The 23,397-nt window shown below is 71.4% G+C and carries 22 protein-coding genes; 13 read left to right on the top strand and 9 right to left on the bottom strand.

Annotation, left to right across the window (positions count from 1 at the left end; all coding sequences use genetic code 11):
* Positions 1-36: 36 nt before the first annotated feature.
* Positions 37-1,629: an IS66 family transposase gene (gene tnpC / locus BCD48_RS08635; protein WP_071047798.1), complete on the bottom strand. Its 1,593-nt coding sequence runs from the start codon at positions 1,627-1,629 to the stop codon at positions 37-39.
* A gap of 104 nt (positions 1,630-1,733) precedes the next feature.
* On the opposite strand from tnpC, the gene BCD48_RS08640 reads away from it, so the two are divergent.
* Together BCD48_RS08640 and BCD48_RS08645 are read left to right on the top strand one after the other, a co-directional pair.
* A complete protein-coding gene (locus BCD48_RS08640; RefSeq protein WP_071047799.1) occupies positions 1,734-2,105 on the top strand; it encodes a hypothetical protein in 372 nt (123 codons plus the stop codon).
* Between the two features lie 172 nt (positions 2,106-2,277).
* A complete protein-coding gene (locus BCD48_RS08645; protein ID WP_131803844.1) occupies positions 2,278-2,667 on the top strand; it encodes an Imm32 family immunity protein in 390 nt (129 codons plus the stop codon).
* 5 nt (positions 2,668-2,672) lie between these two features.
* Here BCD48_RS08645 and BCD48_RS51115 read toward each other — a convergent pair whose 3' ends face one another.
* The 8 genes from BCD48_RS51115 to BCD48_RS48825 form a co-directional block, all read right to left on the bottom strand.
* Entirely contained in the window at positions 2,673-4,070 is a 1,398-nt protein-coding gene (locus BCD48_RS51115; protein ID WP_157910453.1) for a putative type IV secretion/conjugal transfer ATPase, read from the bottom strand.
* Between the two features lie 59 nt (positions 4,071-4,129).
* Positions 4,130-6,115, bottom strand: coding sequence for a putative type IV secretion/conjugal transfer ATPase (locus tag BCD48_RS08655; protein WP_071047802.1), 1,986 nt, complete (start codon positions 6,113-6,115; stop codon positions 4,130-4,132).
* Positions 6,112-7,476, bottom strand: a complete 1,365-nt coding sequence (locus tag BCD48_RS08660; protein ID WP_071047803.1) for a TrbL/VirB6 family protein — start codon at positions 7,474-7,476, stop codon at positions 6,112-6,114. Before BCD48_RS08660 ends, BCD48_RS08655 begins: the two co-directional genes overlap by 4 nt.
* A gap of 2 nt (positions 7,477-7,478) precedes the next feature.
* Positions 7,479-8,216, bottom strand: coding sequence for a hypothetical protein (locus BCD48_RS08665; RefSeq protein ID WP_131803846.1), 738 nt, complete (start codon positions 8,214-8,216; stop codon positions 7,479-7,481).
* Positions 8,201-8,590 (bottom strand): hypothetical protein, encoded by a 390-nt coding sequence (locus tag BCD48_RS51120; RefSeq protein ID WP_083418350.1) that lies wholly within the window; start codon positions 8,588-8,590, stop codon positions 8,201-8,203. Before BCD48_RS51120 ends, BCD48_RS08665 begins: the two co-directional genes overlap by 16 nt.
* Before the next feature lie 155 nt (positions 8,591-8,745).
* Positions 8,746-9,192, bottom strand: a complete 447-nt coding sequence (locus BCD48_RS08675; protein WP_071047805.1) for a helix-turn-helix domain-containing protein — start codon at positions 9,190-9,192, stop codon at positions 8,746-8,748.
* Positions 9,189-10,025: a hypothetical protein gene (locus BCD48_RS51125; protein WP_071047806.1), complete on the bottom strand. Its 837-nt coding sequence runs from the start codon at positions 10,023-10,025 to the stop codon at positions 9,189-9,191. The genes BCD48_RS08675 and BCD48_RS51125 overlap by 4 nt, the downstream gene beginning before the upstream one ends.
* 65 nt (positions 10,026-10,090) lie before the next feature.
* Positions 10,091-10,747 (bottom strand): ATP-binding protein, encoded by a 657-nt coding sequence (locus BCD48_RS48825; RefSeq protein ID WP_349308000.1) that lies wholly within the window; start codon positions 10,745-10,747, stop codon positions 10,091-10,093.
* Between the two features lie 184 nt (positions 10,748-10,931).
* Between BCD48_RS48825 and BCD48_RS08690 the strand changes: the two genes are divergently transcribed.
* From BCD48_RS08690 to BCD48_RS08745, 11 genes are all read left to right on the top strand, one after another.
* On the top strand, positions 10,932-11,801 hold the full coding sequence (locus BCD48_RS08690) for a helix-turn-helix domain-containing protein (RefSeq protein WP_198543153.1): 870 nt from the start codon (positions 10,932-10,934) through the stop codon (positions 11,799-11,801).
* Positions 11,801-12,025 carry a DUF397 domain-containing protein gene (locus BCD48_RS08695; RefSeq protein ID WP_071047809.1) on the top strand — a complete coding sequence of 75 codons (225 nt, stop codon included), beginning with the start codon at positions 11,801-11,803 and terminating at the stop codon, positions 12,023-12,025. The genes BCD48_RS08690 and BCD48_RS08695 overlap by 1 nt, the downstream gene beginning before the upstream one ends.
* Before the next feature lie 390 nt (positions 12,026-12,415).
* Complete coding sequence (locus BCD48_RS08700) at positions 12,416-13,207, top strand: alpha/beta hydrolase (RefSeq protein ID WP_071047810.1); 792 nt, start codon at positions 12,416-12,418, stop codon at positions 13,205-13,207.
* A 431-nt stretch (positions 13,208-13,638) separates the two neighbouring features.
* On the top strand, positions 13,639-14,199 hold the full coding sequence (locus tag BCD48_RS08710) for a DUF6879 family protein (RefSeq protein WP_241841597.1): 561 nt from the start codon (positions 13,639-13,641) through the stop codon (positions 14,197-14,199).
* Positions 14,200-14,235: 36 nt separating this feature from the next.
* Positions 14,236-15,081 carry a helix-turn-helix domain-containing protein gene (locus BCD48_RS08715; protein ID WP_071047812.1) on the top strand — a complete coding sequence of 282 codons (846 nt, stop codon included), beginning with the start codon at positions 14,236-14,238 and terminating at the stop codon, positions 15,079-15,081.
* 94 nt (positions 15,082-15,175) lie between these two features.
* Complete coding sequence (gene fxlM, locus BCD48_RS08720) at positions 15,176-16,429, top strand: methyltransferase, FxLD system (RefSeq protein WP_071047813.1); 1,254 nt, start codon at positions 15,176-15,178, stop codon at positions 16,427-16,429.
* 92 nt (positions 16,430-16,521) lie between these two features.
* Positions 16,522-16,713 (top strand): FxLD family lanthipeptide, encoded by a 192-nt coding sequence (locus tag BCD48_RS08725; protein ID WP_071047814.1) that lies wholly within the window; start codon positions 16,522-16,524, stop codon positions 16,711-16,713.
* An 84-nt stretch (positions 16,714-16,797) separates the two neighbouring features.
* Positions 16,798-19,872, top strand: a complete 3,075-nt coding sequence (locus tag BCD48_RS08730; RefSeq protein WP_071047815.1) for a lantibiotic dehydratase — start codon at positions 16,798-16,800, stop codon at positions 19,870-19,872.
* Positions 19,869-21,032, top strand: coding sequence for a lanthionine synthetase C family protein (locus tag BCD48_RS08735; RefSeq protein WP_071047816.1), 1,164 nt, complete (start codon positions 19,869-19,871; stop codon positions 21,030-21,032). The genes BCD48_RS08730 and BCD48_RS08735 overlap by 4 nt, the downstream gene beginning before the upstream one ends.
* Entirely contained in the window at positions 21,014-21,979 is a 966-nt protein-coding gene (locus BCD48_RS08740) for a thiopeptide-type bacteriocin biosynthesis protein (protein ID WP_071047817.1), read from the top strand. The genes BCD48_RS08735 and BCD48_RS08740 overlap by 19 nt, the downstream gene beginning before the upstream one ends.
* A 3-nt stretch (positions 21,980-21,982) precedes the next feature.
* A complete protein-coding gene (locus BCD48_RS08745; protein WP_071047818.1) occupies positions 21,983-23,107 on the top strand; it encodes a hypothetical protein in 1,125 nt (374 codons plus the stop codon).
* Positions 23,108-23,397: the final 290 nt, after the last annotated feature.

Below are 23,397 nucleotides of genomic sequence, written 5' to 3' on the forward strand. Positions count from 1 at the left end.
GTGTCCATTCACGGGGGTAACCGTGTTGATGTTGTTTCAGGCGGTGGCTGGGACTGGTAGCCAGGGGCTGCCGGTGAGGGCGGTGCGGATGGCCTCGAGGGCGCGGACACCGTGGTCTCTGGCAGAGACGAGGTAGGAGCGCACGCGGCAGTAGGCGGCCAGGGTCGTCTGGGTGTGCCAGTATCCCGAGACCGCCTGGTGGCGTTTCGGTCCTCTCAGTGCCTGCTCGGCGGGGTTGTTCGTCCAGGGGACGGCGAAGTTGGTCGTGAACAGCCAGACCTGTCCGGCCTTGTCGGCGAGTCTTCGGGCGAGCTTGAGGCCGGGGTGGTTGCCGTCGTGCCAGTCGCGGCAGCGGTTGGTGATCCGGCCCCACTCGACGTCCTTGTCGTACCGGGCGCGCAGGCTTTCGAGCAGGTCGGGGTCGAGCTGGTCGGCTTCCGCCGTGATCGCGGCGAGAACGGCGGCGTGCGCCTCACGCAGTGTGTCCTGGACGCGGCGGGCCCAGCGCTGCTCGTCGTGGTGCAGGTCCCAGACGCCCTGGAGATGTCTGACCATGTGGGCCAGGCACTGCTGGACGCCTTTGAGCTGGGCGTCGAACTGCGCCCAGCCGGAGTAGTCGTCGCGGACCAGGTAGCCGGTGAACCCGTCGAGCACGCCCAGGTCGTGAAGCGCCTTCGACGAGCGGGAGTGGACCGGGGCGTACCAGACCAGCCCCGGCCCGGGAGTGCGCACCGTCACCACGTGCGGGCTGCCCGCCAGGTCCACGCCGGCGGCGTCGGTGTCCTTGTGCCACAGGTTGACCGGGGACTCGTCCGCGCACAGCACCGGCTCGGCACCCAGCGCCGCCCTCATCGCCGCGTCGAACCCGACCGCGGCCAACCGCTCGGCGAGGCGGGCGTTCGCGCGGGCGACGAACCCCGACGACACCGCCACCCCGACCAGCCCGTCGACCAGCGCCGCGGCGCGCTCGACGGGCACGTTGCCCTCCGAGACCAGCAGCACCGCCGCGCCGTTGAGGTTCGGCCCGTAGGTCACACAGCCCGGCCGGGCGAACGGCACCCCGGCGGTCGTGACCTTCCCGCAGCAGCCGCAACGCCGCCGCGGCAGCACCCAGTGCACCCTTTCCAGCACCGCGGGCAGCACGTCCCAGACCTGCGCCCAGCCCGCGCCGACGTCCCGCCCGCCGGACAGGTCACCCTGACACGACGAGCACTGGTCCGGCTGGTCCGCCGTCTCGGTCCGGTCCGGCTGTTCGGCCGGGGCCAGCCGCGCACCGTCACGCCCCGACTGCCCACCCGGCTTCCGGTCCTTCGACCGGACCCGCTGCGAGGCCGCCCGCACCGCCTTCCGGCGCTCCTTCGCCGCCAACGGCTCCTTCGACGACGGGGTCGAGGAGTTCGAGCTGTCCATCCCGACCCGCCGCGCCAGCTCCGCGACCTGCAACTCCAGCCGCTCCCGCGCCGCGCGCTGCGCGGACAGCTCCACCTCGTGCCGCTCCGCCATGTCTGCGATCACCCGCCGCAACCGGCTGTTCGTCTCCGCCAGCCGCCGGTTCTCCTCCGCAAGCTCGCCGACCCGCTCTTCGGCAGCCGAAACCCGCGACTCCAACGACGCGGACGGGTCAGCCACAACCCCTGATCATCACCAGACCGCCGGCCCGATCAAGCAACAGCCCCGGCGTGTCACCCCAACACATCAACCCAGCTCAGCGGCCCAGACGCCCAGGCCCGTGAATGGACACCCCACCGGACGTTCTGGAACGGCTGGTACGCGCCCACGGCGACGTGACCCACATCCGACCGCTGCTCGTCGAGCACCCCAACTTTCCCCGTCACGCCCTGCGCACGCTCGTCGACGAACCGAGCCCGCACGTGCAGCGCCTCGCCCTACAGGATCTTGAACTACCGGTGACAGCCCTTCAGCGACTCGCCGCCGCTTCGGAGTCCTCCCTGCGCCGCGGCGTCGCCCGTCACCCCAAGATCACGGATGTGCTACTGGAGCAGCTTCTCTCGGACCCAGACTTCTATGTCGCCGACGCCGCCGCTGCCAACCCCGCGCTGCGACCAATCCGGATGTATCAAATCCTCGCCGACGCCAACTTGTGACCCGGTCCGGCGGGCATCGACCTGCCCGCTGGGCACGCCCGCGCCGGTGCACCCACATTCCACGGGCCATACCAAGCCCGCATGGTCGGCGACGTTCACGGCTGATGGGCCCCATGCCGGCAGGCTGGGGCTACCGTGGGCACCCACCTGCCCTCGGACAGGTGCCGCTTCGATGGGAGTACGCATGCTGGTCGCGGCGTCCGGGCGGACCGGCGAGTTGGTCGTGCGGGGCGATGGCCCAGGTCTGCTACAGCTGGCCGACGCCATCCTGTCGGGCAACCACCATGTCGAGACCAGCGCGATGGCCGATGTTGCCCCCTACGACGAGGCACTGTCCGGTATCCGGATCACGGCATGTACACGTCCGACGACGCGTGTCGGAAAGCAGGCCGACGGGACAATGATCATCAGCGGACCGTCGTCTGGACTTCGGATCCTCGCAGACAACATGCGCGCCCTCGCCGAGTCCGACACATCGGGACACCACCTTCATATCGAGTACTTCCCGGGCCACTTCTATCTGGATCACGAGTCGACGCCACTCGTCGTCGAACTGGGGTAACACCCTTATCGCTTACCGGTCATGGCGGTGTCGGTGTCGGCGAAGGTCCATTCGTCGGGGGCGATGGTGTGGTCGACGAGGGCGGTGTGGGGGCCGATCTGCCACAGGGCGGTGAAGGGTGGGAGGTGGTCGAGGAGGGCCGCCTGGCGGGTGGTGAGACCCATGTCGGCGAGAAGGCGCGCGACATGTTCGGGGTTCTGGTGGAGGAAGACCCGGACCGACGTCGTGTTGAGGAGGCCTTCGGCGCTGCCAACGCCCCCGCGGCCCGCGCCGGCGCCGCCGTTGTGGTTGGTGTTCAGGTCGGCGATGGCATGGGTGATGAGGATGTTGACTTGGCCGAACTGGCGGCCGAGGCGCCATTGGTTGTGGAGGTGGCGGGCGATGGCGGGGTCGTCGAGGGCGATCCAGGCTTCGTCGACGATGGTGAGTTTGTGGGTGGCGGGCTGGCTGTGCATGACGGCGGCGAGCCAGCCGGTGGCGGCGGTCAGCACGAGCTTGAGGGCGCGGGGACTGGTGAGCAGGGCGGACAGATCGAGGATGAGGCCGGGCTTGGTGCGCCAGTCGAGGCCGGGGGTGGTGGGGCCGTCGGCGATGCCGCGTAGGTCGTGGTCGAGCAGGGTGACGGTGGCGTCGAGCAGGGGGCGGCGGCGGTCGAGGAGTTCGTCGAGGGTGGTGTCGAGGCCGGCGGCGAGGGTGTGGTCGGGCTGGGCGAGCAGGTGGCGGACGTGGTGCAGGGTTGGCGCGTCGGGACCGGCGGGGATGGCGTGGGTGTGGGTGGTGAGGTGGCGGGCGGTTTCGAGGAGGAGGCGGTGTTGGCTGGGGTCGAGGGTGGGGCGGTCGAGGGCGACGGCGAGCAGGGTTTCCAGGACGGCGGCGCGTTGCGCGGCGAGACCGGCGACCAGGTCGTCGACGCGCTCGGGCTCTGTCGGGCTGTCGGCCGCGTGCGCGCCTACGGCGCGTGGGGTGGGGCTGCGGCTGTGGCGTTCTGAGGGTGAGGTGGTGGGGGTGGTGTCGAGGGGGTTGACGCGGAGGGTGCCGCCGGGTTGGAGGGGTAGGACGGCGTAGCCGAGGTGATGGCCAAGGGTGGTCCATTCGCCTTTGGGGTCGAGGACAGCGGTCCAGCGGGGGCGGCCGGCCTGGGTGGTCAGCGCGGTGGTGCGGTGCAGGTAGGTCTTGGCGAGGGCGCTTTTGCCGTGGGCGCCGGCGCCGGAGATGACCATGTTGGGGCCTTGGATGAGTCCGTGTTCGTAGGCGGTGACGAGGTCGAAGTGGAAGCCGCCGCCGGCGAGGCGGTCGGTACCGAGCAGCGGGCCTGGCTGGCCGAGGGTGGTCTCGATGGAGAACGGGTGTAGGGCGCAGAGGTGGGCGGTGGTGGCGATGTCCCAGGGCAGGGTGAGTGGCACCGTCGGACCCGGCCGGCGGCGACCGCGGCGGTAGCGGCGTGGGATGAGACCTGAGGACACTAGGTGGCTCCGGGGTGGGGGCGGCGGGGGGTGAGGCCGAGCGGGAGGGTGGCGGTCAGGGCGGGGTGGTGGCGGCCGTGGAGGGGGCGTAGGTCGGTGATGCCGGCGCGGGCGGCGAGGTCGACGAGCTGCGCACTGGCGGCGTCGAGCGCGAGGCGGTCGGGGGCGGCGAGGTCGATGAGGGTGAGGTAGGCGAGTTCGGGGTGGCCGGCGGACAGTTCGGCGTCGCGCTGGTCGATCTGTTCGCGGGCGTGAGCGAGGTGGGTGGGGATGCGGACGGCGTGGCGGTCGCGGATCTGGATCGCCAGGTCGAGGGCGGCGGTGTCGTGGTTGAGGCGGCGACGGGACGCGGCCGGTGGGATAGGGGTGAGGGCGGTGGTCAGGGTGCGCCCGGGTGGGGACTCGTGCAGGAGGGGGTCAAGCCAGCCGGGGTGCAGCGGGCCGGTGGGCCAGGTGGCGACGCGGAAGACCCGGTGCCAGGTCGCGCCGACGCGGACCGCATCCCAGTAGGCCGCGAGTTCCGCCGCCGGCCGCGCTGGACCGCTGGTCGGCTGGTGGGTGCGCCGCGGTGGTGCGAGCGGGGACGGGCGTTGGCTGTCACGCGTGGCGCGACGTCGGCGCGGGTCTGATACGGGTTCCGGGTCCGTGGGGTTGACCGGCGTCTGCTCGGTCTGGCGGATAGGAACCATCGCGAGCGTGGCTTCCGTCGCGGCGCCGGGCGTCGAGCGGCGCCGACGGGCGGTGGCGTGGACGGTTATAGGTCTGGCGGCCGGTGCGGGAGTGCCTGCCGGTGTGCGTGGGTGGGATGGGGCGGTAAGGGCACCGGGTAGGCCGGCGCGAGCCGCCAGCCCGACAGACGGCGCCGTCCCCGTCGCGGCAAGCGCCGGTGGCAGGGCTGTCGCTTGTGGTGCTTCGTGGTCGGTGACGACGGTGAGGTGGCGGCGCGGCGCGACGACGGGCGGTTGCGGGTCGTCCCGTTCCGCGGTGGCGTCGGAGTCGGGGGTGTCGGGGTCGAGTTGGGTGAGGATGTCGGCGACGAGGCGGCCCGGGGACAGGGCGCCGTGGACGGTGAGGCCAGCGGCGCGGGCGCGCGCGGCGAGCGCTACGGCGGCGTTGACGGCAGCGAGCTCGGGGCGCGCGCCGCGCCGGCGGGTTCGGTCGGCGCGGTGGGTGTCGTGGTGGTGGTGGGGGTCGATGGTCAGCCAGAGGCGTAGGTCGTGCTGCTGGAGCAGGGTGTCGGCGAGCAGGCGGCGGTAGGACGCCCACGCCACCGCCGCGCCCGCCGCGCCGGTGCCGCCGCTGCGCGCGAGGCCGACCATGGCGGCCGTCCTCGTCCCGATGGTGTGGTCGGTGCGGCGAGGTGAGGGGCGGGCGCGGCCGTCGGCGAGGTCGGGCGTGGGTGGCAGGTCGGCGTGGGTGTGGTGGGTGTGGACGGTGAAGCCGAGAGTGAGGACGGCGGGGTCGCGGGCGGTCTGGGCCAGGACGCCGGCCCAGGCGGCGAGGCGGCGGTGCTGGTCGGCGGGTTCAGCGAGGGTGAACGGGCCGCCGCGGATGTCGAGGACGACGGTGAGCGCGCCGGACCGCCGGTGGCGCAGAACGGCAGTCGGGGCGCCGTCGACGGTGGCCAGCGCGGGGGTCTCGACGGTGAGCAGGTCGAGGCCGGGTAGCCAGCCCGGCAGCCCACCCTCCGCCGTCGCGGTGCGGCGGGCGGCCACGCGGCAACGGGGGGCGGCGACGGTGAACCGGAGGAGCAGCGGGAGCAGGTCGTGTAGTGGTTCGCCGCCGAGGCGGACGGTGGCCAGCAGCACCGCGACGACCAGGGCGGCGGTGCCGGTGAGCAAGCCGGCCTGGCCGCGGATGAGGACCGTGGCCAGGATCAGGGACGTCAGGCCGGCGGCGGTGAGGGTGAGCTGGGAGACGGTCAGGCCGTAGAGCGCGGTCCCAACCCGGCGCGGCGGCAGCCGGTAGACCGGTGGGCTGCTCACCGCCCGGGATCCGACGTCGCCGCGCCGCCCGGGTGCGCGAGCGGCGGCGGGGTGCGACGTGGCTGGGGACCTGGCTGAGGACGTACCGGCCGGCGCGGCGCCGCCGCCTGCCCCGGCCCGGGCTGGCTAGCCGGTGACCGCCCCTCGCCGGGGCGGGGGGCGGTCGGCGGCCGGTCACCAGGGCGCCGGCCAGCGGTTGGGCCAGTCGCGGGGCCAGGACGCGGGCCGGCTCCGCGGCCGGTGGTCGGACCGGTCGCGGGGCCGGTGCTCGGGCCGGGCCCACCGCCGGTGGTGGTGGTGGTGTCGTTGGTCGGCGGGTCGGGAAGGCTGCGGGGTCTGATCGGGCCGTTGCCGGCCGTCGGCGTGGGAGCGTCTCCCCCGGGCAGGCCACCACCCGCACCCCGACCGCCACCCACGCCGCGGCCGGCGCCCGCGCCGCGGCCACCGCCGAGACGGGCGGCGCCTCCCAGGGCCCGGCCCCAGTAGGCGACCTGCGCGGTCTGCTGCGCCGCGCGGAACGGAGCGCGCGACAGGCCCTGCGCCAACGTGTACGCCTCGACGATCGGGATGAGACGCCAGACGACCGTCGGCATGAACACGGCGACGACGACCGTGGTCAGGCCGAGCAGGTACTGCCCCCAGCCGGCCGCACCGTCGCTGTTCGGGCCCTCGTTGAGCTGGTCGATCCCGATCCGCAACGCCACGAAGATCGCCGGTTTGGCGAGCACCGCCGCGACCACCATGCGGGTCACCTGCCCGGCCGCGGCGCGGGCCGCGGGCAGCACCGACGCGGCGAGGCTCAGCGGCGCGAGCGCGACCACGATCAACACCAGCGAGTCGCGCACGATGAGCTCCATGTAGAGCAGCACCCCGCCGACGAACACCACCAACGTCAGCAGAAGCCCCGGGGCGTCCTGCGACGGCGGCAACGCCATCCGGTCGGTCAGCGTCGCGGCCGTGTCCGCGGGCAGGACCGCGCCGGCCAGCGCGTCCGCGATCGTCAACAGCCGGTCGACCAGCCACGGAAGACCCGCGATCCCGAGCACCGCGACCGGCAGCTGCCGGAACATCCGCGCGAACGCCTGCCCAGGCTCCCCCGACAACAACCCCTGGATCACCCCGACCAGCAGCGCGCCGACCAGTAACGCCCCGCTGAACGTCGCCACCGTGTGATACGGCCCGTCCCCAGCCAGGTAGCTCGACGCGGTCACCTGCGGCCGCGTCGAGGTGGCGAACAACTCGGTCAACAGATCCCTGGTCCGGTCACGAAACGCCCCGACCAGGACCTCGATCAGCGCCCTCAGGACATCCTGAATCCCCGAAGCAATCCCCGTACCGAACAGGTTCCCCAACCAGCCCACCGTCACTCCGCCCGGGACAACGCCGGCGGCGCCGGACGTGGCGGCGTCGGCCCGAGCGACGCACGGCGAGAACCGGCAGCCACGGATACGACGGCGGTGAACGGCCCGGGCGACAGCGCCGCACTGCCCCACAGGCCGTCGCCGCCCGGCGTCCCGCACCTATACACCACGGCCGACTGGGACAGACAGACACGCACCGGGGGCGGGTTCAGCAGCCGCCAGACCACGACCGCGCACAGCAGACTCGCTGCCAGCAGCGTCACCACGAGCATCGCCGCGACCAGCCGCTCCAGCCACCACCGCTCGACCGGTGGCGGCGTCCAGGCCTCCTCGAACGGCGGCCCGTCCATCGCGCCGCCGTCGGGCAGGGACGGCGGATCGCCTGGCGGGTCCAACGCGGCCCACTCCACCTGATCCTGCGCATCCGGCACGGCCGGACCCGTCGGCGCGCCGGGGTCCGTGGGCCGGCCCGCCCCGGCCGACCCGCCAGACCACCACGGTCGACCCGGGCCGCTGCCACGCTCTCCGGTATCGGCGTCCAGGCCGTCCGCCGCGCCCGGATCCGCGGCGGCCAGTTCGGCGGGCCAGGACGGTGCTTCGGGCTCGGGCACCCATCCGGCCTGAGCGAACCGAGCGGCAGGGACCTCGGGCGTCCAGTCGCCGCGGGGCGACGTGTGGCCGGTCGACCCGCTGTCAGGGCGGACGGGGCCGGGTTCGGCGGCGGTCACCGGTACAGCCATCCGATCAGCGCCGGCGCCAGCTTGATCACCAAAGCCCCGGCGCCACCGCCCGCCACCATCCCCAGGCCCCGACCCGAGGTCAGCCCAGCACCTGACCGCAGACCGACACCGATCACCGCCCCGCCGACGATCAACGTGGCGATACAGCACGCGAGCCCGACCTGCGACGTCACCCCCAACAGCGACTGGATCTCGTCCTGGCCGGGCATGTCCTGCCACCCCGGCCTCACCTCGATCCCCGGCACCCCTGCACCCGGCGCAGTCCTCGCGGGCGCAGTTGTCGCGGGCGCAGTTGTCGCCGCCATCGCCGGCGTCCCCGCCGACGACGCCACCAACACCGCCATCGCACCGACCGCCGTCACCAGCCGCCGCACCCGACGCATCCGCACCGACGACCCGCGTCGGCGCACAGAACGGGAAACCATCGCAACCTCCGGTCCACGAGAAACGGGCTCCTATAGAGGCAGTGCGAATGGGAACCCCGAAACCGGAAGCTGCTAACAAGCAAAAATTTCGTTGATCTCCGCGATCAACGCGTCGGTGCAGGTCGCGCCAGGTGACGGGCGATGGCGGCGAGGTTCCCGTCGATGCGACGCAGGACACGCAGAACCTCCGCCCACGCCTCCGGTTCCGCCGGCGCCTCGGATGACACCCCTCCCGCCGGCGGAACCACGAAGACCGTGGGGGTCTCGGCCGGTTCGGCGAGCAGGACCTGGATCAGATGGTCGTCGGGCCAACCGAGCGCACGCGACACCGCGACCAGCGTGCTGTTGTACGCGCGGCGACTGCCCACGCCCCGCTGCAGGATCCGCAACGTCGCGACCGAGACTCCGGAACGCTCGGCGAGCTCACGCTGATTGACCCGGCAGACCGCCATCCGCACATTCAGCGCCGCCGCGACCGCCATCCAGTTCTCCGGGACTTCGCCGGCCGGGGCCCGCCCGACCAGCGGCCGGACATTGGTACGCGGCCTCATGCCGCCACCACCCGAACCACCGGCCGCGCCCGCGCCGCCTCGCTGGCCCCCCGTCCCGGCAGAGGCACCTCCCAGACCGTCAGCAACGCCTGCTCACCGTCGAGATCGGTGGTGACACGGTGGCGGATCACCAGCCGAGTCCGGCGCATCGGCGGACGCACCGCGCACATCACCGGCGCAGGACCGCCGGCCGGCCGGACCTTCCGCAGAAGGCAGCCCACAGCCAGCGCGACCGCGGTCAGCTCAGCCGGGACGCCCTCGGGCCAGACCGCGATCGGCCCGGCGGCCGGATGATGCCCGGCGAGGCTGAGCGCGACGGGCACCAGACTCCGCCTGCACAGCAGCAGACCGACCGGGCCAACCGGGCCGTCCTCGCCGCTCGCCGACGTGCGCCACGGCGCCTGGGACAGGACGAGACCATCGCCGCCCAGCACCGCCAACGTCGGCACCTCGGCACAGACAGACCCGACGTCGGGAAGGTCGATCGTGACGGTCGCCGTGAAGTGTCGTTGCGGCGGGAACGCGCCGCGTCGGGCCGCCGCCGGGCTGGCGACCGAGGGCCTGGCGACCGCGCGGGACGTGCCGCAATCCGGCGCTGACAGGGCGCCAGGATCGGTGGCCGTGTCGAACACCAACGGGCCGACCAGATACCGCGACACGCCCACTCGGCGAGCATGGGCATGCGCCGCGGCTGGCGACTCGAACGGCACGATCACCGCCGGCGTCGCCTGCCCGTCGGGATCGGAATCGGGGTCGGGAAGGCGAACCAGGCCATAGACCTGGCCCTCCGGATCGGAATCGGATCGATCATCCTGCTTTGGGAGGACGGGCACAGGAGGCCTCCTGAGAACGGCCGGCCAGCCCCGCAGCTCCCCACGGGGCAGGCCGGGTCGGGCACCTACAACCTGTGGAGCCGGTCACGGACCCGGCGCAGCACCGCCAGATCCGGTTCCGCGGAACCGCGCCGGCCTCGACCGGGCACCGCCAGCGGGTCGACGGTGCGAAGGGGCAGTCCGGCGGGCGTCGTCGGCGCGCACAGCCCGACCTCGCACCACACCACCTTCCCGACCGCCGCATCGGCGCAGGTCAGGACCAGGTGACCCCACCGGTCGGCAAGCGCCTCGACCAGCAGCAGCCCCCGGCCGTTCTCGTCATCCGGCCCGGCGTCACGCGGCACTGGCGGGCTCGGGTCGGGATCGGCGACCTCGATCAGCAGCCGGCTATCCGTCATGGTCAGGCGCAGCTCCACGCCAACAAGCCCGCCCGACGTCCTGCCCGACGCCATGCTCATGGCGACAGCGTTCGTGACGATCTCGGCGCTTAGCAGTTCAGCGACCTCGAGGGCGTGACCGAGCCGCCACCAGGTCAGCATCCAGCGCACAACGTGCCTGGCCAACGGACAAGCGATCGGGTCAGCGGGCAACACGACTGTCGCGGTCCGGCTGACACCCAGGGTGTCGTCGGGTGCCGCCGGTGGCCGGTCGTCTGGCTTCCCCGCGGCGTTCTGTTCTGGACACACCGGCCTCACCTCTCTGCGACCCGCCGTGCGCTGCACGGCTCCCTCGGCCCCCGGCGAGGGCGACAGAGCATGGCCGCCTAGGTTCGGTCACAGCATGTCCCCGCATGGCCTATTTTTGCAAGGCATGCAAAGAACATGGGACTGCTAAGAACATAGATTGCAGACTGTAGGCGCCGGTCTGTCCGGATCGATGCGCTTCCGCTGCAGGAGAGGAGGCCGCGTGCCGAAGGAACGTCCCGCGCCACCAACCGTCCGCTCGCGGCGACTGGCCGCAGAGCTACGTCGCCTGCGAGAAGCAGCCGGGCTTACTCGCGAGCAGGTCGCCGAGCAGACCGGGATCAACCCGGCCACGCTCTACCGGCACGAAACCGCGACGGCACGCTCCCGGCCACAGCGCCGCACGATGATCGCCCTGCTGAACCTGTACGGCGCGACCGACCAGCAGCGCGAGGACCTGATCGCGCTGTCCCGCGAGGCCGACATCCAAGGCTGGCTGCGGCCCTACCACGCCGAGTTGCCTGAGCCCTACACCGCCTACATCAGCTTCGAGGCCGAGGCCCGCGCGGTGCGTAACTACGAGTCCCTGTTCATCCCCGGACTGCTACAGACCGAGGACTACGCCCGGGCCGCCATCCGCGGCAACCTGCCCAGGGCCACCCCCACCCAGATCGACCAGCGCGTCCAAGCCCGCCTCGAACGCCAGACCGTCCTCACCAAGGCCAACCCGCTACATCTGTGGGCGATCCTCGACGAGGCCGCCCTGCACCGCCAGGTAGGCGGCCCAGGCATCCTGCACGCCCAACTCACCCGGCTCCTCGAGACCGCCGACCAGCCGAACGTCACCATCCAGGTGATCCCGTATACCGTCGGCGCCCACCCTGGAATGCAGGGATCGTTCTCGATCATGGACTTCCCGCACCGCACCGACCCAGAGATCATCCACGTCGACGGCATGGCCGGCGACCTGTTCCTCGACGCCGAAGCCGACATCCGCCGCTATAGCCTGGTCTTCGACCTTCTACGCGCCCAGGCACTCAGCCCGGACGACACAGCGGCGCTGATCAACAACCTGACGGCGAAACGGGAGTGATGGACGTGGGCGACGCGACACCATACGACGATCTCTCCCAGGCCACCTGGCGCAAGAGCAGTCACAGCAGCGGCGACAGCCAGTGCGTCGAGGTCACCCCCCTCCCCGACGGCGGCCGCGCCGTCCGCGACTCTAAAGACCCCGATGGCGCCGTCCTCCGCTTCACCGCCGCCGAATGGGCCGCTTTCCTGGCTGGCGCCCGCGACGGCGAATTCGACCGCTAAGGATCACCCACCTGCCATCGGCTCCCCGGGCGGAATCCGCTAGTTCGCCCTCGACGAGCCCGGGGGTGTGGTCCGTCAGCCGGTTCAACCCGTAGATGGCCGGTTTTCGCGACAAGCTCTTCGGTCGCCTGGGCATCCCAACCTTGGCCGGCTGATTCGCCGGGATCCCCGTCCATCGACACCCTTCGTCGGCACAGTCCGGCTGTTTCCCAGCCTCACAGTGACGCGGCATGATCACCGGGGTCCCATGCCGGATGGTGCGGTCATAGGACAAGCCCGGACCTCTCTCATCGCTGGCCGACCGTGCTGCGGTCCAGGCCCCGACCAACGAAACGGGAACCCACGACGAGGCATTCGACGGGTTGTCCGCAATGGAGGGAAACTCAGGCAATGGACGAGATCTGCCTGACCGCGACCGATGGTGTTCGTCTGCGGCTCGCACTGCACGTGTCGTCGGCGTCGGTGGCACGCGGGACCGTGGTGCAGGCACATGGCATCACGGCCGACATGGACGAGGGCGGGATGTTCGTCCGGCTGGCCGAACGGCTCGCCGCCGAGGGTTTCAACGTCGTGCGGTTCGACTACCGCGGCCATGGCCGTAGCGACGGCACCTCCCGCGGGGTCACGGTGGCGGGCGAGATGATCGACCTGGGCACGATTATCGAAGATGCGGTCACACGGTTTGGCGAGCCGCTGGCGGTAGTGGCAGCGAGTTTCGGCGCGGTCTCGACGCTCCTGTCGCTGAGCCGGCTGCCAGTGCGTGGGCTGGTGCTGTGGAACCCGGTACTCGACCTGACCCGGACATTCATCGAGCCCGAACTTCCCTGGGGGATCGAGAACTTCGCCGACACCCGCCAACTTGGCCACCTGAGGGAACACGGCTACCTGCCGGTGGACGGCGGGTTCGAACTCGGCTGGGTGGCATTCGAGGAATTCCACACCTACGGGGCCGCACCGTTGGAGTCCTTCCTGACCAGCTCGGTCCCGGCCCTGGTCGTGCACGGCGACCAGGACCAAGCCGTGTCGTACGACATCGCCCGCGACGCGGCCAAAGCGCGGCCGTCCTGTGACTTTCACACTGTCGCCGGATCGGATCACGGGTTTGACTCGCGCGAGCGGGAGGACGAGGCGATCGCCGTGACCGTGCGCTGGCTCGGCCACCAGTTTGGCGGCGCCCGGTGACCGGTTCGCTTCCCCGGACTTCCGTCCGGACTGCTGCGGCGCTGGGCGCGGCTGCGGGCCGCCGAGGTCGGTGGGGCCTTCGGACCTGTGGAGGCAGTCGGAGATGCAGCTTTCGCAACGTAGTCAAGTCTTGACGACCTGTGCTTGTCTGGCTGATTGTGCGGGGGCGGCCCACTTCGGCACACTCCCGAGTTCGGAGGGCATGATGCGGCTAAGTTTCGTTGGTATCGACCCGAGGTCGCCTGACAACGGCTGCCCGGCGGTCTTCGTGGATGAGGACACCGGCGACCTGTGGTTTCAGGGCGAGACGGTCACGGATCGGGAGGCGCTCGCGGAGGTCACGCGGCACAGTCCTCTTGGACCGGCTGAGGCTGTGGTCCGGGTCCCGGCGGTCATGAAGGCGTTCATCGTGGAGGCGGCCAATGGGACCTATGAGCAGGGCAGGCGGGGGCCTGGACCGCATCCCGGGCGTGGCTGAGGAGCCCGACCCGCCGTTTGGCACGCTTCTGCGCGCGTGTTCGTCCTCCGCCGTGCATCTGGAGATGCGGGATACCTACGATCGCGACGACCCGTGGTTTCAGGCGTGGCTGGGCGGCGACCAGGAGGAGTTCCGGCGGCGGCTGGCGCCCCGGCCATGGTTGGACCTGATCGCCGAGGTGACCGGTCATGGTGTCGATGTCCGCCGGGTCCGGGTCGTGTCCGAGCCGGTAACCGACTACATCAGGTTCGAGCACGCGACGACCGCGGCGAGTGTCACCGCGGGTGAGCAGATCCGCTGGCTGCCCCGGCACCTGGCCACCGGCCTGTTGCTCCCGGCCAACGACTTCTGGGTCTTCGACGGCCGGCAAGCCCAGTTCAACTACTTCTCCGGCGACGGAGAGTTTCTCGAGACCCGGCTCTCTCCCGACCCGGTGATCGCCGCACAGTGCGCGGCGACGTTCGAGGCCGCGTGGGAGCGGGCCGTTGCGCACGAGAAGTACGACCTGGCCTGACGTCGATCTCGTCGCCGTCGCGGCAGTCTTTCTCCTGTGCCTCCGTCCTCCTCCAGCGCCCAGCAGGCTCGCCAGCTTCTCGCGGACCGGCTTCGCGATCTGCGCCGCGACGCCGGTCTGACCGCGGTCGAGCTGGCTGTTCGCGCTGGGTGGGAGCGCACGAAGGTCTCCAAGATCGAGCACGCTACCCGGCCCCCGTCCGCGGCTGACATCCGCGCCTGGTGCCAGATCTGTGGCGTCGAGAACGACGCGGCGGATCTGATCGCGTCCCTGCACGCGGCGGAGGGGATGTGGGTCGAGTGGCGGCGGATGGAGCGCTCCGGGCTCCGCCGCGCTCAGGAGGCGAGGCTGCCGCTGTACGAGCGGACCCGTCAGTTCCGTGCCTACAGTTGTTGGATTGTCCCCGGTCTCATTCAGACGGAGGACTACACCCGCGCCGTGCTACGGGCCTACCAGCAGCGGCGCGGGCTCCACGATGACGTCGAGGCAGCGGTCGCGGCCCGGATGAAGCGCCAGCGGGTGTTGCGCCGTAACCAGCGCACTGCCGTGTTCCTCGTTGAGGAGTCGGTGCTACGCAACGGCTTCGGCGGTCCGGCGGTCATGCGCGGCCAGCTGGCCCACCTGGCCGAGGTGACGACATGGCCCGCGGTGTCCCTCGGCGTCATTCCCGCGTCGCCCGACCGTGGCATGGCCGGCGCGGCCGAGGACTTCTGGATCTTCGACAATGAGCAGGTGAACGTCGAGCTGATCTCCGGGCACCTGACCGTCACCCAGCCGACCGAGATCGGCCTCTACGCGCAGATGTTCGCTCGTTTCGGCGAGATCGCCGTCTACGGCAGCCGCGCCCGCGACCTCTTTGCCTCCACAGGTCGACAGCTGTAGTCCGGCTTGCCACACTCGGGCACACTCCTGGCCCTGGTGATCTCGCCCGCCCTACGGTGATCGCGCCACCCGATGACCACCACAGGAGCGCGACGTGACCCAGGCCCCCGGCGCCGCCAGTTCCAGCGAAGCGGACGAGTTGCGCGCGGCGATGACCGACAGGCTTATCGCCGACGGCTGGATCGGCGGGCCCGAGGTGGAGGCCGCGTTCCGGGCCGTCCCGCGGCACTTGTTCGTCCCGGATGGCACGCCACTGGACACGTCCTACGACGTCGGCCAGTCCGTGATCACGAAGGTGGGCGAGGACGGCGCGAGCATGTCGACGGTGTCGGCACCGTGGTTGCAGGCCCGGATGATCGCGCAGGCCGGTATCGCGCCGGGGATGCGGGTCATGGAGGTGGGCAGTGGGGGCTACAACGCGGCGCTGATCGCCGAGATCACCGGCGAGAAGGGCCTGGTGGTGACCGTGGACATCGACCCGGACGTGACCGCCCGGGCGACCGCTGGGCTGGACGCCGCCGGGTATGGCGGCCGGGTCGTCGTCGTCACCGCGGATGCGGAGCACGGCGTTCCGGAGCACGGGGATTATGACGCGGTTGTGGTCACGGTCGGCGCGTGGGACATCGCGCCAGCGTGGCTGGAGCAGCTGGCCCCCGACGGTGTGATCGTGGTCCCGCTGCGGATGAATACGTTCACCCGTTCCCTCGCGTTCCGCCGCGCAGGCGAGCACTGGACGAGCACGTCAGCGCAGCTCTGTGGGTTCGTGCCGATGCAGGGGTTGGGCGCGCGGATGGAGCGCCGGCTGCCGCTGCGTGACCCCGCGGGCGGACACGTGACGCTCCTGTTCGACGAGACCGAACTGGACGACCCAAGCCTGCTGGAGGGGGCGTTGGAGTCCGGGCCGGTCAAGGCGTGGTCTGGGCTCACGATCCCGGACCAGGTCGACTTCGCGGACCTTCACCTGTGGCTCGCCGGGTTCCTGCCGGGTTTCTGCCGGGTCGAGGCGGGGTCTGGCACGCCGATGGCGGCTGAGGGCGTGTGCAGAACGTGGTTCCCGTTCGGCGGCGTGATCGGCGACTCGTTCTGCGTGATGGAACTCCGCGCGACCGACACTCCCGGCGGGGAGTACGAGTTCGGCGCGCGAGGGTACGGGCCGCACGCCGTCGAGGCCGCTGAGGCGTTGGTCGCCCAGATCAAGGACTGGGACGCCCACGGCAGGGAGATTCCGGGCGACGGTTTTGCCTACTGGCCTGCCGGGATCACGATCCCTTTGCCCGGTGAGGCCCCCGTCTGTGTTTACCGGAAGGGCCATGGCACCGCCACCGTCACTTGGCCGCCGGCCGGCTAACGAGGGCAGGCTCGCACTGCTCGGCAACCCCTCGGTACATCTCTGTTCACGCGATCCGAGTAGTCCGCTTTGTTGATAAGGAGAGCCAGCACATGACGCCTTTCCCTTCCGTTCTCGCGCCCGCGCCGGTGTCTGGCGACACCGACCCGTTCGACGCGGACCTCGACCTGAGGGTGATTGAGGCGGCTGGCCCGCTGGTCATCACGATGTGCGCCACGGACGACAACTGCGGGTCGACCTGCCAGCCGAGTGCCTGCTCCAGCATCTCCGACGACCCGTCCTGACTCGATCTGGCCGCCGGCACCCCGCCTCGCATGCCGGCGGCCCCGCCCCGATCCCCTTTGTGTCGCCTGAGCAGGGAGTCCGCCATGGCCGCGCGGTACCAGCATCACGGCGTGGTTCTGCTCCGGTCGACGACAGATCCCGGAGATCTCGACCTGCCGTCCGACCTGGACCTGGCCGATCCGGGAGCCGTCGAAGCCGAGGGCGGGGCCTGGCTCGCGAAGACCTGGTCGCGCGAGGACGTGCGCGACGCCGTGACCGCCGCGAGTCGAGACCTTGCCGCGCGGGTGCAGGACATCGTGTCCGGGTCCGGGCATCCCACCGCCCGTGACCTGCGGCGCGCGGTGCTGTCGCTCGCTTCCTACCTGCTGCGGTGGCAGCGGCGGGTCACTCCGTTCGGCTTGTTCGCCGGAGTCGTCCCCGTCGCCGTTGGACCGGCCTCGGCGAGCGTCGGTCACGCGCATCGTGTGCTCGCTCGTCCGGATGCCGCGTGGATCGCGAGTCTGGCGCGGGAGCTCAGCCGCACCTCGGCCCTGTGGGAGCGCCTTACCGTCGTGGCGGACTCCACCGCGATCGTCCGGGACGGCCGGCTGACCCTGACGCTCCGCGCCGCTCCTGGCGCTCGGACACCGGGTCCGGCTCGGGAGGCGTCGATCCGCGCGACCGAGCCCGTGCGGTCCGCGATGGAGATGGCCTCGTCACCGATCAGCGTCGCCGCGCTCGCCGACGCGCTCACGAACCGGTTCCCCGGGGCGGCGGCGGACCGAGGCCGCACGCTTCTCGGTGACCTCATCGACGGGGACTTCCTGATCACTGGCCTCCATCCGCCGATGACCGCCGACGACCCGTTGGAATACCTATGCGCCGGGCTGCGCGCGGCCGGCGCGGACCAGGTGCCAGAGATCACCACCGTGCTCTGCGAGCTGGCTGACATCGCCTGCCTGATCGCCGCACACAACGACTGCAGCCGCCCGTCGGAGGCTGTGGCGTTGCGCGTAGCCGCCGGTGGGCGGATGGCTGCGCTGACGGCCGACGCCGACTACCCCCTGGCGTTGGACACGCGACTCGACGCGTGTGTCACGATCCCAGGCTCGGTGCTGGAGGAGGCCGCCGCCGCAGCCGACGTGCTTCTTCGCCTGACAACCCGCCCGTTCGGCGTGATGTCCTGGCTGGAATACCAGGCACGGTTCAAAGAACGGTACGGCCCTGGTGTACTCGTGCCGGTCCGGGACCTCGTCGCCGACTCCGGCCTCGGCTATCCCGACGGCTACCTCGGCGCGCCGACCGCGCGCCCGGTGTGGCGGACGTTGACGGAGCGCGACGCGGCGCTGCTGGCACTGATCCAGCGGGCCGCGCTCGACGGCACCGACGAGATCCGCCTGACCGGTGACGACGTGCGCGCGCTCACGGTCGGCGATCCCGACGCGGTCGTACCACCGCCACGCGGCGAGATCGCCGTCGCCCTGCAGGCCCGATCCACCGCGGCGATCAACGCCGGACAGTTCACCCTGCGGGTAACCGGGGTGGCTCGTGTCCCCGGCAGCATGGCCGGCCGGTTCAGCCATCTACTGACCGCCGCGGAACGGGCGGCACTCGCAGCGACCTTCCGAACTACGCGCCCTGGTGCGGAAACCCTCGACGTGCAGGTGTCGTTTCCGCCCCGTGTGCCGCGCACCGCACACATGACCCGGGTCGCACCGCTGCTGGACACCGTCGTCCCCATCGGCGAGCACCCCGCCGACACGAAGACGGCCATCGCCGTGGACGACCTGGCCGTGACCGCCGACGGAGCACAGCTATACCTCGTCCACGTACCTACGGGACAGCGCGTCGTGCCGCACATTCCACACGCGCTGGAGATGACGGCCTACACCCCGCCGCTCGCCCGCTTCCTCGCCGAGGTCGCGAACGCCCGGTGCGCCGAACTGCGCCCGTTCGACCTTGGCGCCGCCCGGGTCCTGCCCTACGTACCCCGCATCCGTTACCGCAGGACGATCCTCTTTCCGGCCCGCTGGAACCTTGAGGAAACCGCCCTCGCCGCCTGCCCTGGCGTCAACTTCGACGCGCGGTTGGCCGCCTGGCGGCACCAGTGGCGGGTTCCCGCCCGCATAGTGATCTGCGACGGCGAGCAGCGGCTCCCGCTGGACCTGGAACACCCACTCGACCGGCAACTCCTGCACACCTACCTCAGCCGGACCTCGCGCGCCGAGCTCCGCGAAGACAGCCCGACCGGGGCCAACGACTGGCTCGGCCGGCCCGCTGAGCTACTCATCCCGCTTACCCTCGCAAGCCCTCCACCACGTCCCCTTCCGGCTACGACTCCGCCAGGCGGCGTACATCGGCCAGGGACAGGCCTGATGGTGTGCGCCCGGATCATCGGCAACCCGGCACGGTTCGATGATCTCATCGCCGTCCACCTCCCCCGGCTCGCTGGTTCTCTCCACCCAGTGGCCAAGCGCTGGTGGGTACGTCGCTACCGCGACATGATCCACCCGGAGATCCCGCAGCACATCTCCGTGCACCTACGACTCACCGATTCCGACGGCTTCGCCCCGCTCGCCGCCGACCTCGCCCGGTTCGCCGCCGACCTCGAGGCGCGTGGCATGCCCGCCACGTTGAGCTTCGTCCCGTACTACGACCAGCCCGGCCGGTATGGGACAGGCCGCGCGCTGGCCACCGCGGAGGGGGTATGGGCGGCGGACACGGCCGCAGCGGTCGCCCAACTCGCCACGGCCGCCAGCGGTGTACCAGGCCAGGCGCTCGCCGCCGCGTCGATGGCTCGGATCGCCGCCGCGTTCGCCCCCGACCCCGCGACCGGACACCGGGCTCTGACCCGCTGCCTGGACCAGGGAAGTGGCCCGCTGGATCGGAACCTGCGCGATCTGGCCCGCGACCTCGCTGACCCGGTCAGCGGACCGCACGCACTGGCCACGCTGCCCGGCGGGGACGCGGTCGCGCAGACATGGACCAGCCGCGACACGGCACTCGCCGCCTACCACGAGCAACTGTCCACGCAGCGCGACCCAGGCACCGTCCTACGAACCCTGCTGCACGAGCACCACACGCGCGCCGTCGGAGTCGATCCCGCCTTCGAGAAGCAGACCGGACGACTTGCCCGCGCCGCCGCCCTGCGCCAGCTCGGCAAGGGAGGCCACCTGTGACCACACCGACGATCAACGCCCGGCAGGCGGAAACCCAGTCACTCGCCCACGGCACGGCCGGCATCGCTCTGCTGCGCATCGAGCTCGCCCTCACAGGTGCCGGTACCTGGCAGGACGCGCACGAGGCCCTCGTTCTCGCCACGTCTGGACCGGTGGACGGCAGTCCGAGCGGGTGCCTCGTCCACGGTGCGCCGGCCCTGCGCTTCGTGCTGCATGCCGCCGCTGCGGACGGGCAACCCCGCTACCAGTACGCCGCTCGCACGCTCGGCCGCCACCTACACCGCATCACGCGTCGACGGCTCGACGCCGCCAGGGCCCGCATCGCGCGCGAAGCACCCGGCACGTTCGACGAATACGACCTCTTCTACGGGCTCACCGGACTTGGACTCGTCCTGCTGCGCACCGCCCCGGCCAGCGACACCCTCGCCGACGTCCTCACCTACCTCACGCGACTCGCGACCCGACCCCTCACTCTCGACGGGCTCCAGGCCCCGGGCTGGTGGGCCGCCCGCGACCCCGACCCGCTGTCCCCCACTCCGGACGGCCACGCGAACCTGGGCATGGCGCACGGCGTCGCCGGCATCCTCGCGGTGCTCGCGCTCGCCACCCGGGGCGGTCACACCGTTGACGGCCAACACGACGCGATCCACGTTCTGTCCGCCTGGTTCGACCAGTGGCGCCAGGACTCGGACGAGGGACCATGGTGGCCGCAGTGGATCACCCGCCAAGATCTGCGCACCGGGCGTCCTTCCCAGCCAGGTCCGGGAAGATCATCCTGGTGCTACGGAACGCCCGGTATCGCCCGTGCCCTCCAACTCGCCGCCCTCGCAATCGGGGATCCCGCCCGCCAAACGGCCGCCGAGCACACCTTCGCCGCCTGTCTGGCCAGCCCCCAACTCGCCAGACTTTCTGACGCGGGCCTGTGCCACGGCCTCGCCGGCGTCTACCAGACAGCGACCCGCGCCGCCGCCGACGCGATCACCCCCGGCATCGGCGCCCACCTACCCGAGCTTTCCGCCCTCCTCGCGGCACGAGCGAGCACCACCGACGGGTCCACCACGCTGCTCACCGGCGACACAGGCATCCGACTCGTACTTGAGACGGCGCGTCGGAAAGGCGCACCTCTATCCGGATGGGACTCATGCCTGCTGCTCTGCTGACCCCGCCGGCCGCCGAACGGGTCGCCAACGCCGTCCGTGCCGTTCTCGCCGGGCGCGACACCGCTGCCACCGCGGCCGAGGCGGGCCTGGAACCGGCCGACCTCGCGGACGCGACCGACGCCTACCACCTGGCCGGGATCGCCGCGCTCGAACGACGCGCCGCCGCACCATGGCAGCAGGTCAACGTCTACCCCGCCGGCCATGACCCGGCCGACCGTACCCTGGCGACCTTCGTCGGTCCACGGCTCGACATGCTCGTGGCGGGCGGCGCCGCATCCGGCTGGTGGCACATGAACAAGCCTCCCGGCTGGCGAATACGCCTCCTCGACGCCGACATGGACACGGTGCGCCAGCTACTCGACGACCTGGCCGCCGCTGGAGTCATTGCGGCGTGGAGCCCCGCCATCTACGAACCGGAAACAGCGGCGTTCGGCGGGGACACCGGTATCGGTATCGCCCACGCGCTGTTCTGCGCCGACTCCGCCGGAGTCCTCGACCACCTCCGCCGCGGAAACGCGCTACTGGGCAGCCGCGAGCTGTCCATTCTGCTGATCAGCGCCATGTGCGCCGCCGCTGGACTGGACTGGTATGAGCGGGGCGACATCTTTGCTCGTGTGGCCGCGATGCGCCCAAACCCGCCGACCACGGCCAACGTGAGAACCGCACTCGCCGCCCAGCTCCGCGTCCTGCTCGCCACGCCCACCCAACCGGAATCCCCACTGTTCACCGCCAGCGGGCCGGCCGCGCTCGCCGCCCCGTGGCGTGACGCCTTCGAGGAGGCAGGACGACGCCTCTGCGTGGCGGCCACCGCTGGCGCCCTGAGCCGGGGGCTACGCGCCGTCCTTGCCCACATGGTGATCTTCCACTGGAACAGGTTCGGCTTCTCCGCCTCCACACAGGCTGTCCTCGCGCGCACGGCGATCAGCGCATGCCTTCCCGAGGACTGACCCATGAACGACGCCACCCTGAGCACCGCGCTGCGGTGGTTCCCCCTGATCGGCTGGGCCCGTCTCCCTTGTCCGCCGCTCCCCGTCCGGCTCGCGGAGATCGACGACATCGTCCGCAACGCCCGCGGTGCAGGCGAGGACGCCCTCACCGCAGCGTCGCAAGCACTGAACCTGGCCGCGCTCGTGGCGAGCGACTGCGGCCTGCCCGACCTGGCCTATGCCCTGTGCTGGCGGCACATCGACGCCTACCGCCATGCCCCCCGCCCGCTCACGGTGCCACTCGCCAAACGGATGCTCGGCCCGGCCCTCAACCTGATTCGGCTTCGCCTACGCGCCGGGCAGCCGGACGACGCTCTCCGTCTCCTCGACCTCATCCTTCGCGCGGCTACCACCGGCGCCGATATCTCCCTCGATGGCCGGGCACTCCCCCTTGCCGGCCTGATCGGCACACACGACGAGCACCGTGAACTCCGCCAGTCCGTCTGGCGTCAGTGCCTGACTGACGGCATCCGCGCACACGCGATGGCCGGCCGATGGGACCAGGCGGCGGAATTCGCCCTACACCACCGCGGCGTCGCTGGCCACCTCCTGGAAGGTCGCCAGGCCATGATCATCGCAGCCCTTCTCGCTGGAGACAGCGACGCCGCCCGGGAGTTGCTCACCGCCTCCACGATCACCGAGCGGTGGGAACGACACGTGGCCGCCTGCCTCACCGTCATGTGCGCCGCCCCTTCCGACGCCGCCGCGGCCATCGACGCAATGATCGTGCACTTCCTCGACGACAACGTGACGCCCGACCACATCGTCTTCCGCGTCCGGCTTGGCCTTACCGTCGCAACGCTCGCCGCCTGCACCAGCCCGGATGGCGCCAGCGCCGTAATAACCCGAATCAGCGACGACATTCTTGCCACCGGTGATGGGCACGCCGCCCACGACATCCTCACGACCCCAATGCCCGCTCTGGCCCTCGCCCCGAGGTGCCGGGAGAGCCTCGCCGAACTGGTCTCCGCAGCCGGGCTCCGGCGTGGGGCGTTGCCGCCGGAGCTATCCGGCTCCCTCGACGCATCGGTCAGCGCGGCCCTCGCACTCACCGACTCCCACCTGCGCGTCCCGCGAACTACCGCATGACGGCGGACCCGCGCCAGGACTCGCACGGCACGGGTCGATTCGCTCGCGGAGCACGACAACGCCGGGCAGGGCCGTGGGATCGGGCCTAGTCGCGTTTCTCGCTGTAGGCGACGCGCTGTTCCATGTCTCGAAGGCGCAGGCCGGCGCTGCGGGCCGGCTTCTGTCCCGGCTGGGAACCGGCGACCCACTGGGACCTCGCCCCTGACCTGGCCGCCGCGCTGCAGGACGATCTGCAGCCGGGTGTTGACCGTGTCGCAAGGGTCTTGGCGTGATTGTCAGACCTGTGCGGC

The organism is Pseudofrankia coriaricola (genome assembly GCF_001854805.1).
Taxonomy (GTDB): domain Bacteria; phylum Actinomycetota; class Actinomycetes; order Frankiales; family Frankiaceae; genus Pseudofrankia.